16 protein-coding genes are annotated in these 16,919 nt (G+C 35.5%); 1 reads left to right on the forward strand and 15 read right to left on the reverse strand.

What is annotated here, in order from left to right:
* The first annotated feature begins 17 nt into the window (after positions 1–17).
* A complete protein-coding gene (locus MKY49_RS11575; protein ID WP_341386280.1) occupies positions 18–929 on the forward strand; it encodes a DNA-3-methyladenine glycosylase family protein in 912 nt (303 codons plus the stop codon).
* An 80-nt stretch (positions 930–1,009) separates the two neighbouring features.
* On the opposite strand, the gene MKY49_RS11580 is transcribed toward MKY49_RS11575, so the two are convergent.
* From MKY49_RS11580 to MKY49_RS11650, 15 genes are all read right to left on the reverse strand, one after another.
* Positions 1,010–1,495, reverse strand: coding sequence for a GyrI-like domain-containing protein (locus MKY49_RS11580; protein WP_341386281.1), 486 nt, complete (start codon positions 1,493–1,495; stop codon positions 1,010–1,012).
* 369 nt (positions 1,496–1,864) lie between these two features.
* Positions 1,865–4,117 (reverse strand): poly(ethylene terephthalate) hydrolase family protein, encoded by a 2,253-nt coding sequence (locus MKY49_RS11585; RefSeq protein WP_341386282.1) that lies wholly within the window; start codon positions 4,115–4,117, stop codon positions 1,865–1,867.
* Between the two features lie 122 nt (positions 4,118–4,239).
* On the reverse strand, positions 4,240–5,397 hold the full coding sequence (locus tag MKY49_RS11590; protein ID WP_322610803.1) for a sensor histidine kinase: 1,158 nt from the start codon (positions 5,395–5,397) through the stop codon (positions 4,240–4,242).
* Positions 5,394–6,107 carry a response regulator transcription factor gene (locus MKY49_RS11595; protein ID WP_341386283.1) on the reverse strand — a complete coding sequence of 238 codons (714 nt, stop codon included), beginning with the start codon at positions 6,105–6,107 and terminating at the stop codon, positions 5,394–5,396. The genes MKY49_RS11590 and MKY49_RS11595 overlap by 4 nt, the downstream gene beginning before the upstream one ends.
* Positions 6,108–6,690: 583 nt before the next feature.
* Entirely contained in the window at positions 6,691–7,164 is a 474-nt protein-coding gene (locus tag MKY49_RS11600) for a flavin reductase family protein (RefSeq protein WP_341386929.1), read from the reverse strand.
* Between the two features lie 81 nt (positions 7,165–7,245).
* Positions 7,246–8,574: an MFS transporter gene (locus MKY49_RS11605; protein ID WP_312506684.1), complete on the reverse strand. Its 1,329-nt coding sequence runs from the start codon at positions 8,572–8,574 to the stop codon at positions 7,246–7,248.
* A gap of 53 nt (positions 8,575–8,627) precedes the next feature.
* A complete protein-coding gene (locus tag MKY49_RS11610) occupies positions 8,628–9,491 on the reverse strand; it encodes an FAD synthetase family protein (RefSeq protein ID WP_341386284.1) in 864 nt (287 codons plus the stop codon).
* A gap of 140 nt (positions 9,492–9,631) precedes the next feature.
* Positions 9,632–10,348: a hypothetical protein gene (locus tag MKY49_RS11615; protein WP_274793177.1), complete on the reverse strand. Its 717-nt coding sequence runs from the start codon at positions 10,346–10,348 to the stop codon at positions 9,632–9,634.
* A gap of 1 nt (position 10,349) precedes the next feature.
* Complete coding sequence (locus MKY49_RS11620) at positions 10,350–11,024, reverse strand: DUF2848 family protein (RefSeq protein WP_274797329.1); 675 nt, start codon at positions 11,022–11,024, stop codon at positions 10,350–10,352.
* Positions 11,024–11,815 carry a carbon-nitrogen family hydrolase gene (locus tag MKY49_RS11625; RefSeq protein WP_341386285.1) on the reverse strand — a complete coding sequence of 264 codons (792 nt, stop codon included), beginning with the start codon at positions 11,813–11,815 and terminating at the stop codon, positions 11,024–11,026. Before MKY49_RS11625 ends, MKY49_RS11620 begins: the two co-directional genes overlap by 1 nt.
* Positions 11,816–11,843: 28 nt before the next feature.
* The gene (locus MKY49_RS11630) at positions 11,844–13,310 is read right to left on the reverse strand and encodes a 4-hydroxyphenylacetate 3-hydroxylase family protein (protein ID WP_274793179.1); all 1,467 of its coding nucleotides are present in this window, start codon (positions 13,308–13,310) and stop codon (positions 11,844–11,846) included.
* Positions 13,311–13,582: 272 nt separating this feature from the next.
* Positions 13,583–14,254, reverse strand: a complete 672-nt coding sequence (locus MKY49_RS11635; RefSeq protein ID WP_274793180.1) for a GntR family transcriptional regulator — start codon at positions 14,252–14,254, stop codon at positions 13,583–13,585.
* A 274-nt stretch (positions 14,255–14,528) separates the two neighbouring features.
* On the reverse strand, positions 14,529–15,527 hold the full coding sequence (locus MKY49_RS11640; protein WP_312506688.1) for an NADP-dependent oxidoreductase: 999 nt from the start codon (positions 15,525–15,527) through the stop codon (positions 14,529–14,531).
* 26 nt (positions 15,528–15,553) lie between these two features.
* Positions 15,554–15,889, reverse strand: a complete 336-nt coding sequence (locus MKY49_RS11645; protein ID WP_312506689.1) for an ArsR/SmtB family transcription factor — start codon at positions 15,887–15,889, stop codon at positions 15,554–15,556.
* A 197-nt stretch (positions 15,890–16,086) separates the two neighbouring features.
* Positions 16,087–16,683, reverse strand: a complete 597-nt coding sequence (locus MKY49_RS11650) for an SCO family protein (protein ID WP_274793183.1) — start codon at positions 16,681–16,683, stop codon at positions 16,087–16,089.
* Between the last annotated feature and the right edge of the window lie 236 nt (positions 16,684–16,919).

A 16,919-nucleotide genomic window follows, 5' to 3' on the forward strand; every position in this document is an offset into this window, starting at 1 on the left:
GATGAGGAGAATGAAATGTGACATGGGATGAAGTCAATGATGTGATAGTTATTACATTACCCGATGATTTTGATAAGGATGCAAACCTAGGCTATCTAACAAGGGAAAAAAATGAATGCATGTATGCTATAGAGAACGATGTCATAACAAAAGTTATAGCTATCGGGGAAATTCAGTCCTTAGTTCAGATAAATGTAATGAATAATAAACAAATGAATGTTCATTTTTTAAATGATTCTAGACCTATTGAAAAGTGGAAACGAGAAGAGATTGTGAAATATATTTATGATTGGTTTGATTTAAATAACGATTTAACTCCATTTTTTGAAATGGCAAAAACAGACCCATTACTTAAAATGCCTGCTCAAAAATTTTATGGATTGCGAGTGATCGGTATTCCTGATTTATTTGAAGCTTTATGCTGGGGAGTTTTAGGGCAACAAATTAATTTATCCTTTGCGTACTCCTTAAAGAGGCAATTCGTAGAAAAATATGGGGATTCAGTCGAATGGAATGGTAAAAAGTATTGGGTTTTCCCTTCGTACGAACAAATTGCACAATTAACACCTACCGACTTAGCGGATATTAAAATGACTGTAAAAAAAAGTGAATATATCATTGGTATTGCTAAATTAATGGCAGATGGAGCATTATCGAGGGAACAACTAATGAACATGAGCTTTAAGGATGCTGAAAAAAGCTTACTTAAAATACGAGGCATCGGTCCTTGGACAGCCAATTATGTTTTAATGCGCTGCCTTAGGTTCCAGACAGCTTTTCCAATCGATGATGTGGGTCTTATTAATTCGATAAAACTAATACGGAATATGGACCGTAAACCTACGAAAGATGAAATAGTAGAATTATCGTGTCCATGGAAAAACTGGGAATCATACGCTACCTTTTATTTATGGCGTGTTCTTTATTAAATAATAAAAGGAATCCGTTCTGATAGAAAATTAATCAAAACGGATTCCTTTTTATGAGCCTGATTGTATTTAAGAAAACACTATTTTTTTACAATCGGTATATAAATATCAAAATGTGGATCGTTCGGATCTTGATCAACTGGATAATGTTCATGCTTAATCGGCATGTAAGGATCAGAGTAATCTACACCAGCTTCTCTATATGCGGTATAGTCGCTATCAACTAACCATTGATGTAAGTCAGTATAGGTTTTTTGAATATCTTCTCCTTTGTTATGTGTTGTCTTCACATACGTCCATTCAGGAACCGATATTTCAATCATTCCCTCAGGAATTTCCTGCTCATCACTCACTTCATACACCGCGTAATGTGTGAATCCATTGTCAATTACATGATAAGACAAACCTAATTGAATAGTAGGATTCACCCTATTCTCTAGCTCATCGGCACGGTCTTGAACTTGTTGAATGATATTTTTTAAATGAGGTACAATTTCAGAGAACGTTCCCTCCCATTTTAATCCTACTGCCCGATAGGCTGGTAATGTTATAATTTGATAACTCAAGTTATCTACCTCCCTTTCCCCTAAGTAATAATAATTACTTCAAATATATAGAAATTTCACAACTATGTTTTTCATCATATGACTAGATTGATTATTTCATTTTTATTAGTGAAACCACGTATTTAATAGTAGGTATGTTATCATGCCTAGCCTTCGGTTTTTTACATACAAAATCAATATTGGATTAAGTATGATATTGTTTGTATATGGCTTAACAATATGACTATCCGTATAATCATTTCTACTCCTAATGTATTCTTGCGTACTTTCCATATCCCTGTCCTTGAAAACACTCATCAATCATAAATCTATATATCTAAATATTAGAAATCAATATTTTATCTAACTTAACTAAATTTCAAATTCACATTATTTTTCATTTCTAATACCAATATTATTTATTAAAACCGTCCCCTGCTTCGTTAAATTAAATTGAAAATGTATTTTTTTCAATTTCAAAGAATCAAACTGAGGATTCATGTCTTTAAAATCATTTAATAAAAAATCGTAATGCTGAAATACCGGCTCTGAAATATTGCCTAAATTAGAAAAAGGTTTTTTAAGCACTTTTCCCTTTACTGCTGGTGTTAATTTGGAAATATGATGAAGAGGCAGACTTGCTTTATTACCGTCGCTATCTTCTACAGTGATTGTAAAATCAATCAGCGTCTCTTTTTTTATTTCCTTTCCATCCTTTGCATCATTTGCGACTGAAAATACTATAGAATCATTTTTCTGTATCTCAATCCCTCTATTAGGTAGTGTCACTGTATAAGAAGCTGGAGGAGAGTCATTAGATTCCCAACCTAAATGAACAGCGCTGTAATCGGCCTCTTTTAATTTCATTTTGACTTTTTCTTCTTTCCACTCCTTTAAATTTTCACCTGACAGTTTTCCGTCTGGGACAGTGGTTGTGTTTAGATCAATATCCTCATTATACGTAGCAATTAAAGATGTTTGCGAATCGTAGTAATTATTAATATATAGCGTGTCAGGAAGCCACTCTTTAGCATAACCTAAATCTTTAAATATCTCTTTGTATTGTTTCTTTTCTTTCAACGTACTATCTAGAAAAGCAGATATCAATACTTTAGCGATAGTTTCTTGATGATCGCGCGGTATAATTTGTTTTAGATTATATAGTAGGTTAGCCGTACCAGGTAAATCGCCTCGTCCCCATTCTTCATTAAATTGACCATGATTAGCGCCGTAAATATAGACAGAAGCACTCATATAATCTTGTTTATCGGTATAAGAAATACGATATTGCTGGTTAGAACTATCAAAGCCATTAACATCCATATCATGAGCCCCTTGCAGCGCTAAATAATTTAAATTCTCTAGCGGAAGTAGTTTCCCTGATGGTAAGAATTGTCCATCAGTACCAGCAAGGGAAATAAGCGATCGTATATTGAAGTTATAATCAAATTGAATATTTCCGTTATTAGGAGGGTGTTGCATTTTATTAAAAGCAGCGGCAATTGCGATTGCTTCTCCGCCTCTGGAATGCCCTATCAAGGCAATTTGTTCCATATCCACCTTTTGATAAAATAGATTATTTTTAGTGCTGTTCCATTCTTTCCACGTCTGTAAATGTTCCAATAATAATAAACCTCTTGCTGGATTCTCATTCACTAGTGGACTGACCAAAAACATATCATTGTAGGGAGAAACATTAAGAAAATTCTCATCTATAGATACAACAATATACCCTCTACTCGCAAGAAGGTTAGCTAAATATTCGTAACCTGTATCAGAGTAATCAGTCATTAAATGGTTTCCATGAACAATCAATACTAAAGGAAAGTCTCCTTTCCCCTCTGGGTACCATACATGACCATTTAACGGCATTGTATCAGGTCCAAAACCAAGTGTTCTCGTACGAATAGAAGACCACTTTTCTACAAAATCGCTAGCATCTACAGTTTTAGTTAATAAAGAATTTTTTTGGTTAAATTCTTCCCGATAAGTGTTCGGACTACCGTAAGTGAGCTTCTTAACTGGATAGCTGCCTGGTTTCGCTGGGTTATGAAGCAAGACATTGTCATACCGATCCGATGTTTTCAGCTGCTTTAATATAACCTCTGGAGCGTTGGCTTCTCCAGGATGAATGAGCCAATAGCCCCATACACCTATCCCAATAGTCAGCACAAGTAACCAAGTGAGTACGCTAATTTTTTTATTTCTTTTTACATTTCTGTAACTGCCCTTCAACCATTTGTATAGTAGTCCACCCCATAAGGAAACGGCAACTGCTACAAATAGAATAAATGGGATTGCTACATTCAAAGGGCCGATAAAGCAAAACAAGAGAAATATAAGTGAACTAAACAGTACCCATATATAACGACTAGGAATTATTTTGACTCCATGTAATAAGAGAGTAATAACCCCACTTAAAAGTGCTACGAATAAAATAAATATAAGGATTCCAATAGTGTTGTCTAATAAGCTACGCTGATCTAATAAAAATTTACCTTGAATCAAAATTAAAAGAATTGCCAAAGTACTTAAAGCAATAGCTGCACCATTCCAACCAAATGACAATGGCTCTATACGCTTTCGTTTTCCATTTAACTTTCTAACAAAATATGTGAGTTTCCTTTTTTTAAATTCTACCAATTTTTCATCCTCCTACCTACAATCTAAAAACTCTATTGTAGGTTATAGGAATACTCTTTCCACCTGCTTTCATCTTTCTTTCAATAACCTTACATTTATGCATGTATATTTAGAAAAATAAATTAGTTGGGAGTTAGAACATTTTGAGGTAAGAAGATTGTGAAACTCGTCCCACCATTCGATGTCAGCGTAATATTTCCACTATGTTTTTCGATAACTTGTTTGGCAATCGCTAGCCCTAACCCTGTACCACCATCGCTCTTGCGCGATGGATCTCCACGAACAAACGCTTCAAATATGTTTTCTATAATTGCTTTTGGAATGCCGACCCCGTCATCTTGAATATGAATTTCAATACCTTTTACCGTTGTTAAAAGCTTCAATTGTACGGTTGTACCTGGCGGGTTATATTTTAATGCATTCGTGAGAATATTAGATATAGCTCGGTATAACCATGTGTAGTTAAATGGAAAATTGATTTCACCTTTAGGGATATCAAATTGAAAAATAAAATTTTTTTCTGAAAATACTTCATAATATTCTGCAGCGATTTGTCTCGTAAATTCAGCTATATCAGCTATTTGAACATTAAAAGGATACTGAGGGCTATCTAGTTTAGATAAAGTAAAAATGTCGTCAATAAGTATTGATAAGAGCTCTGCTTTGTCAGAGATTAAGCGTAAAATTCGTTGCCGTCGCTCGTCTTCATTAATTAGCCCCAATTCTATTGCTTCTATATAACCTCTAATTGTGGTAATCGGTGTCTTTAGATCATGAGAGAGGTCAACAAGCATACGATGCTTGCTCTCCTCTAGGCGTTGCTTTTCCTTCTCCAATCGTTCTAGTTGTTCTGCCATGATGTTAAAATCGCCTTGAATTTGTGCAAGTTCATAACTTGCTTTAAAGTTTAGTCGCTTATTGTATTGACCACGAGCAATATCCTGGATACCATCTGCAATTGAACGAAGAGGTGTGGTAAGCCTTGATGCCGTCCATTTCCCAAAAATATACACAGTAATCGTTAGTAAAGTGATAAAGAGAAGAAGCGTTTGCAAGAGCATGTTGTAAAAGACCTGTTCGTGGTTTTGATTATCCTGTCGATCCATAGTGTTAACCGCTTTAGATAGGACAATATCGTTTTCATGAGCGGTGTCCGTAAAATAATTAAGAATCTGCTCATTTAATATAAACAATGAAAAGGCAGCAATAAGTGCGATTATTATAAAAAAATAACTATATGTAACAATTAACATACGCTGAAGTCTATTCTTTGATTTCATGGAGTCAGCTCATCTTTCTTGGCAAAACGATAACCAAGGCCGCGAATGGTTTTTATATATACTGGTTTCCTTGGACACTCTTCAATCTTTTCGCGAATTCTGCTGATTTGAACCATAATTGCATTGTCATCTGCAATATAATACTCATTCCATGCACGTTCAAAAATTTGTTTTTTTGTAAAGACACGTCCTGGTTCACTCATCAAAAGTTTTAACAGTTCGTATTCTCGAGCACTGAGTGGAATCGGTTTGTCTTTGATATATAACACACATTCGCGATGGGACAAAAGTAAATGTCCTAACTTTAGTTGAGAGGATTGTTGAGTAGAAAATGAATCATTAAATTCATAAAACCTCCGCAACTGTGCTTGTATTCTAGCAACCACTTCTAAAGGGCTAAATGGTTTAGAAATATAATCATCTGCTCCTAATTTCAGCCCTGTTATTTTATCGTAGTCTTGGTTTTTGGCCGATAGTAAAATAACCGGGATTTTATATTCTTGACGAATCATTTTTAGTAGTTCGTAACCATCGATGATTGGCATCATTATATCAATAATGGCAAGATCAATTGCTTGATTTTTCAACTGATCGAAAGCGGTTTTGCCATCTAACGCTTCTAATGTAATATACCCTTCAGCATTTAAGTAAAGTTTCAACAAGTCTACAATATTAAGATCATCATCAACTATCATTATCGTTTTGACCATAGTCCATCCTCCTTCACATATCCTCTAATGTATTCTATTGCCCAATCTTCAATTCCTTTTAGATCTGTGAATTATAAGGTAAATTTAAGATCTAAATTTCTTTTCTGTATAGATATTGAGTTACTTATCTGATATTAAGAGGAAACTAGAAAATGTACTTTTTTATGGTGCATATGGAAAAAGTGGAGATATTTTTACCAACACCTTAAAATATACCAACATCACGTTTTGTTATAGCCGGAAGTGCTTGAACATATTTTAAAAATTACCCTAAAATAAGGGTTTGAAATGTTTTTTCACCATCAATCAACCACACCTCAGAACAGTTTTTATAATAGAGGGGTACCTTCTCGACTTCTCTTACTTTGTAACGTACCTTAACCATTGTTATCACTCCTACTCGTATTGTGATGTGATTTTATCAACCTTAGGATTGAATAAAAACATCCATAACTATAGCAATTAAGCAGTCCATTTTCCAACTTGAAAAATGAAAAGTTTAAAACAAGACAAAACCATCGTTCGAACAAATAATGCTCAAACGATGGTTTCGATTTTTTATTGGAAGATGTTTAACAGATGGTTATAAGCTTATTGGCTGACTAACTTTGCTATATTTGCCTTCAAAGAACGCAAGAGGTGCGCCATCATTCATCACAATATCCGTTACTTCCCCAATAAAGAGTGTATGATCTCCTGCTATTTGTTTGCTATGGACATTACATACGATGCTAGCTAATGCATTTTTAATAATAGGTAGTTCATTTACCCAATCAAAATCAATCGCACGCTCTTCTTTTATTTGTCCTGCAAAATGCATCGATAGATCTTTTTGTTCCTCTGATAAAATGTTAACTGTAAATTTTCCTGTAGTATTAATTTTATCTAGCATTTTTGCTTTTTCACCAATGGATATTAAGACCAGTTTAGGGTCAAGCGAAACGGACATAAATGCATTAGCCGTCATACCGTGTGCTTCCCCATCCATAACTGTTGTAATAACTGTCACCCCAGTAGCAAATTTCCCCATTGTATTTCTAAATGTTCTATCGTCCATCATATGATTTCCTCCTCAAAATTTTTCGTATTTTAACCTTCTTAAATAATTAAATATTCAGACTATAGATTGTGGATTCTGCTATTTAACAACTAGTTCTTTCTGTGGTAGTGATTGATCTACTAGGCTCTCCTCCATCACTGGCGTTTTGCGTAAAAATGTTACAGAGATAAAAGAAGCAACAGAAAGGATCGCAATAAATAGAGCGAGTGGCATCCAAGAGTTATGATAAGTACTTAGCAAAACTGTAGCAATCATAGGTGCAGTTCCACCAAACAATGCGGACCCTGCTTGATAACCAAGTGTAATGCCTGTATACCCAACATTTGTACTGAACATCTCTGTAAACATGGTGCCAATGATACTGGCAATAGAAGACCAGAGAATTCCTAAACCTATAATGGCAGCGGCATAAGCCCAAAATGTTGATTGTGTTGATAATAAATAATAGTAAGGGAAAGAAAAGACTGCGATTCCAGCTGCTCCCATCATGAAAAGGCGCTTACGCCCCAATACATCTGATATTTTCCCCATGATTGGAATACAAAGTGTCGTCACAATGGTTGCAGCAGTTATAATGTTTAATGCGGTAGTCCTCGAAAAGCCTATGTGCTCTGTCGCATAGGAGATAAAAAAGGTTGTGAAAAGATAGAATGGACCTACTTCCACACATTTTGCCCCCAATGAAATGAAGACGGCTTTCCAATGGTAACGTATTGTTTCAAAAAGCGGAACCTTTACCACATTACCTTTTTGCTTTTCTTCACTGAATGCTGATGTTTCTTCTATGCCACGGCGTATCCAAAAACCAGTAATTACTAGAACTGCGCTAAGTAGAAAAGGCAGTCTCCAGCCCCACGAAAGGAATTGAGCCTCTGGTAGTAAACTGACGATTGAAATAGCCGTTGTACCAAGTAACATACCAAGAGGGATTCCCATCGCGGGGAAACTGCCATAGAAACCTCTCTTTTGTTTTGGTGCATTTTCTACTGCTAAGAGAACAGCTCCTCCCCATTCTCCACCAACTGCAATACCTTGAAGAAGTCTTAAAAACACAAGCAGAATAGGTGCAAAAATTCCAATTGTACTATAGGTTGGGAGCAAGCCTATACATACCGTGGATATGCCCATTAATAGTAATGAAACGACAAGGGTATTTTTCCTTCCGAACTTATCACCCATATGACTAAAAATCAGGCCGCCAAGAGGTCGAATAAAAAATGTGACACCAAAGGATGCATAAGCGAGTAACAAACTTACATACGGATCATGGCTTGGGAAAAACAATTTATTGAAAACAAGTGCTGCCACAGTACCATAAAGAAAGAAATCGTAAAATTCAATGGTACTGCCTACTAAACTAGCAAATAATACTTTTCGGGAACTTGCAGTTGATTTTTCATTTCCCATTCATCACATTCCCCCAACTATTTGATTTTTTAATACCATTTTGTAGTTAAACTTTAATTCCAAATAGGGATACTATCCATATAAGCGACCTTGTTAAAAAATTTTACAGTCATTTCTTGATGATTTCCCTCTTTTAGCCTATCTAGTTTATTACTATTCAGTTCTACCCTGGAATCATTGGAGCCACTATGTTTTAAAAAGCCTTGAATGGTTCTATCTCCATAAGCTATTTCAACTTTATACAAGCCTGGTTTTGGCATCACATATTTCTCTTGAATATGAAACTCCATACTATTCAACTGCTGATAGATAAACAGATCTTTTGGGTAATGGGAGCTTCCCTTTATTTCATAATGCTTTCCTAAGTAATAGGGAACTAAGTGAACATCACCTTCACTTATTAATTCTCTAATCAACGTTGAGCTTATCTTGTTATCATTCGTAATTCTTTTGGGGATGACCGTTACATCAAAGGGATTGGATAAACTAGCCTTTCGTAAATAATCTACATTTCCTTGCGCTTTACAACCAAAGGTAAAGTCAAAACCCGCGACAACATGTGTTGCATGGAGATTGATTATATATTGATTAATAAATTCACTCGCAGGAAGTGAAGCGAAAAGCAATGTGAATTCCATTACCAAAACTCTATCAACACCGAATTGAGACATTTCTTCAAGTTTAGAAGATAACGGGGTAATATATTTTCTATCTGTTTCACATTTAATAATTTCACTAGGATGAGGATGAAAAGTCATTACTGACAATTTTAACTTTTTTTTATTAGCTACTTTCTTTGCTTGCTGTAATAAATATTGGTGACCTAAATGAACGCCATCGAAAAAACCTAAAGCCATCACATGTGGTTCTTGAATGGCATGCCCGTTCAATGGATGTGTTAAATACAAAACTTCCACTTTGCTTCACCTTCCTTACAAGTTATATAAATGTATACTGTACTGTGTATACATTAAAGGACAATAAAAAGTGTAGGTGTTGACCAGAGGCATTTTAGATGAGATTCTTCACCCCATCTAATTAGCTTCTCTATCTATGCTTACTCTTTATTTGAGTAGTAGCGAACTTCAAAAATCTTGCAGCCATTTGGTGATTTCCAAGGTCCATGCTCCATGCCAGGAGGTCGACATGCTACCATACCAGCTGAAAATTCCTCATTCAAGCGTAAGTCGATTAAGGATCCTTCGATAATGTATAATTCTTCCCAGAAATCATGAACTTGTACACCATCTGGGGAAGTGTCCGCCCCTGCACCTAGTTCAAGAATACGTGTTGCTACTTCAGTACCTGGAATTTGTGCGATAATTCGTTGTGCGGAGCCTTCTACCGTTTTTGAAGGAATAGCCTCAAACGTTTTATAGTCAACAAATTCATGCTCTTCTTTCTCCTGATTCGCATAATAACGAACCTCGAAAATTTTACAGCCGTTTGGTGATTTCCACGGACCATGCTCCATTCCAGGTGGACGACATGCTACCATACCAGCTGAAAATTCCTTATTCAGGCGTAAATCAATTAACGACCCTTCCATAATATATAACTCTTCCCAGAAATCATGAACTTGTACGCCATCTGGGGACGTATCTACCCCTGCGCCTAATTCCAGAATACGTGTTGCCACTTCAGTACCCGGAATCTTTGCGATAATTCGTTGTGAGGAGCCTTCTACCGTTTTTGAAGCAACTGTCTCAAACGTTTTATAATTAACAAATTCATGCTCTGGTTTAATAAGCACATCAATATCTGGTTTTCCCATGTCAAACGACCTCCGCATCTGCTAAAATATGAACCTTGTAATCTAATTCGATTTTTCGGTCAGTTAAACGATCATATAATTCTGCTGAAAAACCGTCACCGTATATAAATTCTCCAGTAACAATTGGTAAGGTGCCACAAAATATCATCATATCCTCACAATAATATCCACGGTCTTCAATAATAGTTAGTAAATCTTTTGGATGTAGGAACTCACCAAGTGTTCCCGTTTGATATTCCTGTTTCACACCATTCACCAGCATCCAACTTCTCATTTCAATGTCATCCCAGCGACTTGCAATGTCATCCAGTAACCAAAATTGTGATGAAATAGGCTTGCTGCAAACCTGTTTGGATTTTTGGATGGAGACTTTTTCAAGCTCACGATCCGTGTGATCACTGCCTAGTCCTACATACCATTGTCCTTTCACATTCATAATAACGACTTCAGCCTCACCACTACTCGTTTCTTTGACTACTGAAATAGCTGAGCTTGTCGTAATAAGATCTGTTGAAACATCGTAAATCATCGGCACTTGAGGTGGTGCTGGAACGCCAATCGCTTTTAATTCATCAATATGTTTTTTTACAGATGCCTGATCTTTTCCTGTATAGCCAGCAATAAGCAGCCGTTTAGGTGTAACCTCCATGCTCTTTCCTGAAACGATAATATTCATCAAATGTACTCCTCCTGTCTGTCTAAAACTCGATGCTTTAAATTAGGGAAAATATCACGAATGTGCGCAATTTGAGAAGGATCAATTTCTGTTTTTACAATCGTTTCTTCATCTCCTCCACTTGCCATTACAATTCCCCAAGGATCGACCACTTGACTATGTCCGCCTAAATGAACGCCATGCGTATTGCCTACACAATTACTCGAAATTAAGAAACATTGATTTTCTAATGCTCGAGCTGTATTAAATATTTTCCAATGCTCTAATCTAGCATGTGGCCAAGCGGATGTAACAAGAAGTAGCTCTGCTCCTAAATCTACCTGTGCACGATATAATTCAGGGAATCGTAAATCATAGCAAGTTGATAATCCAACCTTCCCAAAATCTGTATCAACTACAGTGATTTCATTACCTCTAGTAAGGATTTTCCCTTCATGGGAACCGTAGCGGAATAGGTGAATTTTTCTATACGTGCCTATTAGGTCCCCATCAGGAGAAAATAGAACACTTGTGTTATAAAATTTTCCATTATTTCTTTCTATGAAACTGCCTGCAAAAAGATAGGATTGAACTTCTTTTGCCTTTGAAGAGAATCGTTGGACAAAATCTCCATTTATTTCCTCTGATTCATCAACATATCGATCAAATGCAAAGTATCCCGTAGCCCATGTTTCAGGTAGCACAATTAAATCTTGACCTTTTAACTTATCAATCATGGATTCCACACGATCTATACGGGCGATTTTAGATTCATTCTCTTTAATCTCCATTTGGATGGAAGCAATCTTCATATTTTCAACCTCCTTTTCTCAATATTTCCTAAACTAGTTCCTCGACTTGAGTAGGAAGAGAATAACTTTCTAAAAATGTTTCCACCATTTTTACTGGCTCTTCATAGCCGTAATTTCTAAATGCGTAGCCTTTCGTTACAAATGGTGCTCCATTATAGAACAATTCGTATTGTTGATGTCTACCACCAAATTCTGAACCAATAATGTCCCATACTAACTTAAATAATTTGATTCTCTCTTCCGCACCAACCCCTGTTGAACGGATATATTGGTATATATCATCTTTCGTATCAGGATTGATCATTTCTTTATATGAGGAAGGCAATTGTAAAACACCTCCACCACAAAGCTCTCTTAAAATTCGAATAGTAGATGCATAAATAATATCCTGCTGACCAACTACACCATAAAGGAAACGTGGATCTGGTCGAGCTACCCCATTTTTATCAATCGTACAATTATATTCTGAAGCTAATAAATTACCTTCTACAGATGCTGCAATAGATGCTAATTCACCTAGCTTTTCTTGAACAGAAGGGATTTTATCAATACCATTCATTGCTGTCACTTTACGTGCTGCACCAATTAAAAACTTTAATTTGTTACTAAATCTAATTTGTGCTTGATTATTGCCTAAAACGTGAGCTGGTGTTTCATGGAACTGGGCCCTTACAATATCAATATTTTTGTAGACAAAAATATGTGACCATGGAATAAATACATCATCAAAAACAACTAACGAATCGCTTTCATCAAAGCGAGAAGACAAAGGATAATCAAATGTGCTTGGTGATTTTTCAGCGTAACTAGGTCTCGCATAAAATTTCAACCCTTTTGCATTAATCGGTAAGACAAAGGATAAAGCATAGTCTTCATCACCAGGACGTAGTGGCGTAAGACAGCTTACAAATAAGTAATCTGATACGGCTGAAGCTGTACCAAGCATTTGAGAGCCTCTTACTACAATTCCATCCTCTTTTTCTTCATAAACGCCTACAGGGAGGTATTTATCTTCTAGCTCATGAGCTGCTTTACTTCGGTCAATTTGTGGTGGAATGATAACATAGGTTACATATAAATCATGATCTCGAACATGTTTATAGAAATTTAACACATTTTCTCCAAAACCTTTTCCCCCACGTTCAAATACTTCTGGTGAACTGGCAAATGAAGCTAAAAAACTAGCGACATGGTCTGGACTTCTGCCAACAAATCCACAAGTTGCTTCAGACCATTTAGAAATGGCCAATCTACGTTCCTTTAATTCCTCACGACTTTTGGGGATCATATAGATTTTATTTGCTAGCGTTCCATCCTCAGTTTTATAAAGCATATTTTGTGATTCATCTAATGCTAAATCGTATAAACCAGCAATTGTATTTGTAATTCCTTTAAAAGCAGGATGAGTCGCTACATCTCTCACTCTTTCTCCATTTATGTAGATCGCTCTATCATCTTTCAATGCTTGTAAATACTCTTGACTTGTTCTAACCATCTTTCATTCCTCCCAATGTGTTAACTATATAGATGTTAAAGAGACAATCTTTCAGACAATCAATACCCCCATCAAGTATTTTGTATACTGTATTGTGTATACATTGATTCCTGAAATAATTCTAAAAATTACAATAATTTAATATAGACTTCACCGCAAGCGCTTTCAATAAAATAAAAAATAGGATTAGATATTCCCTAATTGAATAATTTGAAGTGACTCTAGTCAGTAGTAAATTCCTTTAACACCTCCCTTCAAAGCATTAATGGCTATTAGGAATTATCCATAACCATTAACGTTTCTTTCGTCTTTTCTAAATGATGTAAAATCATTTCAGAAGCTGCGTCAGGATTTTTTTCCTCTATAGCTTGAATAATTTGTTGGTGTTCCTCTAGCACACTTTTCATTCGTCCTGGCTGCCTAACAGCTCTTAAACCCATAAGCTGTGTTAGATTATGAAGATTCGTCAGCATTTGTTCCATAATAGTAAATTTAGCTAACTTTGTAAGTGATAGATGGAATTCATGGTCGAGTCCAATAAAACGAATCGCATCATCATTTTGCAGCGCCTCTTCCTGTTGCTCCACAATTAGCTTTAGTGATTTTAATTGATCAGGAGATGTAATGATCTGTATTAGTTTTTTTACTGCCTCTACTTCAATTGCACTTCTTAATAAAAAGACTTCCTTTTGTTCATCCTCGGTAAGTTTTTTCACAGTCATTCCTTTTCTTGGAACAGAAACAAGTAAGCCTTCCTTTATCAAGTCTTGAAGAGCAGCTCTTACCGGCGTTCTTGACGTATTTAATTTTTCGGCTAATTGAACTTCTGTAAAAATTTCATCACTAGTTATACCACCGTATAAAATAGCTTTTTTAATTTCTTTATACACTTTGTCCTGTGTTGTTTTTTCTTTTTCAATCGGCTTTAATTGTGCCCCTTCCATAATAACCATCCTTTTTATTAAGTCTTTACCATACGAAATTAAAAAATTGAATTTATATGAATGGTTTAAACTCTTTATGTTTTATGTATACATAATACAAAATACGATTATCATAAGTCAACATCATTTTTTGTTTTTTCAGAAATTTCTGGGCAAGTGAAGCAATATCATAAAGAAAGCCCTTCTCCAGCCTACATATGTTCTAATAAACAATTAACAACGTAAACCGTGAAGGGCATGTTTGTACAAACGAAACATTTGCTAGAACATGATATTATTTAATTTTTACTATGATCTTCCCTTTAGCTCTACCAGATTCCGCATATTTCATAGCCTTTTCTGCTTCTTCAAATGAAAAAGTTCTATCAATAACTGGTTTGATGCTACCAGACTCAATCAAATCAGCAATAATACGCAATTGATCGCCACTTGGCTTCATAAATAAAAATGAGTATTGAGCATGATGTTTCTTTTCCAGTGCAGTCAACTTACGACTTGCTGCTGAAAATAACAAGGTTTTCCACCATCCTGAACCATATTCCTTGGCGAAGCGGGCATTTGGCCTGCCTGATACGGTTACAATATTTCCACCATTCTTAATAATTTTGAAAGACTTTTCTAGTGTCTTTCCTCCAAGCGTATCAAAGACAGCATCGTAATTTTTTAAAATAGCTTCAAAGTTTTCTTTCTTATAATTTATCACTTTATCTGCACCTAACGAGGTCACTAAATTGGCACCAGCTTCACTTGCCGTTGTAGCAACTGTGGCACCCATTGCTTTTGCCAGTTGAATTGCAAATGTTCCAACACCACCAGAGCCAGCATGAATTAATATCTTTTGACCTTTTTGTAATTGCATGATGTCATGTAAGGCTTGGTATGAGGTTAATCCTACTAGTGGAATCGAAGCAGCTTCTTCAAAGCTCAAATTTTTAGGCTTTAGGGCGATATCATCTTCATGAATGGAGATATATTCTGCAAAGGTACCAATTTTACTTTTCCTTGGGCGCGCATATATTTCATCCCCAACTTTAAAACGAGTTACTTTTTTGCCTACTTTTACAATAACACCGGAAAAATCATTGCCAAGGATAAGAGGCATTTTATATTGTATTAACAGCCTCACCTTTCCATCACGTATTTTGAAATCAATTGGATTAATACTAGCTGCATGAATTTCAGCGAGTACCTCATAATCATTAATTTCAGGTGTAGGCATTTCTGCCAACCTCATTGGGGCTTTACCATATCGATCAATCACCATTGCTTTCATTGTTTATTCCTCCAAATCATCTATCGTCAATAATATTCCGTTAACAATGTCTCGATATCTAAGACAAGATTTTTTAATAACCCTAATTTTGTACGTATATCTATATAATAAAAATTTTTTGTACCTTCTTTTCGCATTAAAATAACACCAGCATCTCGTAAAATCTTTAAATGATGTGACACAGCCGGTCGAGAAAGATGTGTTTGTTCCGTGATTTCTCCTACACGCAATCCAGTTTGACAATCTGTTCCCATTAAAACCAATAAAATTGATTGTCGGGTTTCATCACCAATCGCCAATAGAACCTTTTGACAATTCATAAAGTCGTCCTTAATCATGGAAAGCTGGTCCTGTTTATTCATGTATTTCGAAGCCTCCTTTATTTCATTAGTTCAATAGTTTAAGTTAATGAACGATAACTGAAAACAACAATATCGTAATGGTGTACTCTTTGCAATATTGAGAAAGAAAATCGAGACGAATCAAAGTGAGAAGGTCAATAACTTATACTCTTCCCTTATGACAATAAAAAAACACAGAAGTCACATGGACCTCTGCGTTATTTGCTTTCTTTTATAAGAGCTTTCATATCTCCAACAATAGTTTCTACTGGTACGTTTGTCGCGCCATCATAGTCTTTGACAACTGTGCCGTCTGCGTTTACTAAATAATAGTTTGACATATGTATGACTTGGTCTGAGTTAGGATCATTTTTAACTAATGAATTGAATGATTTACGTGCGAATTGTTCAATGAATTTTTGTTGATAGCCTGTTAACAACTGCCATTTGCTGTCATCCACAACATTATACGTATTTAAGTAATTCGTTAATACTTCTGGCTTATCCACTTCTGGATCTACACTAAAGGCGACAATTTGATAATCCTCTAAACCCTCATCCTGAAGTGCCTGTTGGACCTCTGTCATATTAAATGTCATTGGCGGACAAATGGTCGTACAGTTTGTAAAAATAAACATGGCTAACCACGGTTTTCCCTTCAGATCATCGAGGCGTACTTGTTCATTTTTTTGATTGGTTACTGTAAAATCTTGAACCTCAAGATTTAATGTTGGCTCAAACTTGTAACCTCCGCAAGCAGCTAAAATACTACTTAAGGCTAAAACTAAAACTAGCAGTATACTTTTCTTTTTCATTTGAGTTGCCCCACTTCCCTTCATTTCATCACCTTATTTTATTCATAATACAAGCTAAATACAAGATAATGAACTTACTTACAGATCGCTTTTTGTGTAACCTGTGAACATTAACTTTTTTTGGTATATTATCATGTGAAATCTTTAAAACAAAACTTATTTTTAAAAAAATTTTTTAGAAGTTTTTTATTATTTTTTGTTATTTCCCAAGGCATCAGATAATTGTTATATAACAC

Source organism: Lysinibacillus sp. FSL M8-0134, assembly GCF_038069745.1.
Lineage (GTDB): Bacteria > Bacillota > Bacilli > Bacillales_A > Planococcaceae > Lysinibacillus > Lysinibacillus irui.

Coding starts and splice junctions, on each gene's coding strand:
- MKY49_RS11590 (WP_322610803.1), bottom strand. CDS start 5,397: ATGAAATCAAAGAATAGACTTCAGCGTATGTTAATTGTTACATATAGT.
- MKY49_RS11595 (WP_341386283.1), bottom strand. CDS start 6,107: ATGGTCAAAACGATAATGATAGTTGATGATGATCTTAATATTGTAGAC.
- MKY49_RS11600 (WP_341386929.1), bottom strand. CDS start 7,164: ATGGACGATAGAACATTTAGAAATACAATGGGGAAATTTGCTACTGGG.
- MKY49_RS11605 (WP_312506684.1), bottom strand. CDS start 8,574: ATGGGAAATGAAAAATCAACTGCAAGTTCCCGAAAAGTATTATTTGCT.
- MKY49_RS11615 (WP_274793177.1), bottom strand. CDS start 10,348: ATGGGAAAACCAGATATTGATGTGCTTATTAAACCAGAGCATGAATTT.
- MKY49_RS11620 (WP_274797329.1), bottom strand. CDS start 11,024: ATGAATATTATCGTTTCAGGAAAGAGCATGGAGGTTACACCTAAACGG.
- MKY49_RS11625 (WP_341386285.1), bottom strand. CDS start 11,815: ATGAAGATTGCTTCCATCCAAATGGAGATTAAAGAGAATGAATCTAAA.
- MKY49_RS11630 (WP_274793179.1), bottom strand. CDS start 13,310: ATGGTTAGAACAAGTCAAGAGTATTTACAAGCATTGAAAGATGATAGA.
- MKY49_RS11635 (WP_274793180.1), bottom strand. CDS start 14,254: ATGGAAGGGGCACAATTAAAGCCGATTGAAAAAGAAAAAACAACACAG.
- MKY49_RS11640 (WP_312506688.1), bottom strand. CDS start 15,527: ATGAAAGCAATGGTGATTGATCGATATGGTAAAGCCCCAATGAGGTTG.
- MKY49_RS11645 (WP_312506689.1), bottom strand. CDS start 15,889: ATGAATAAACAGGACCAGCTTTCCATGATTAAGGACGACTTTATGAAT.
- MKY49_RS11650 (WP_274793183.1), bottom strand. CDS start 16,683: ATGAAAAAGAAAAGTATACTGCTAGTTTTAGTTTTAGCCTTAAGTAGT.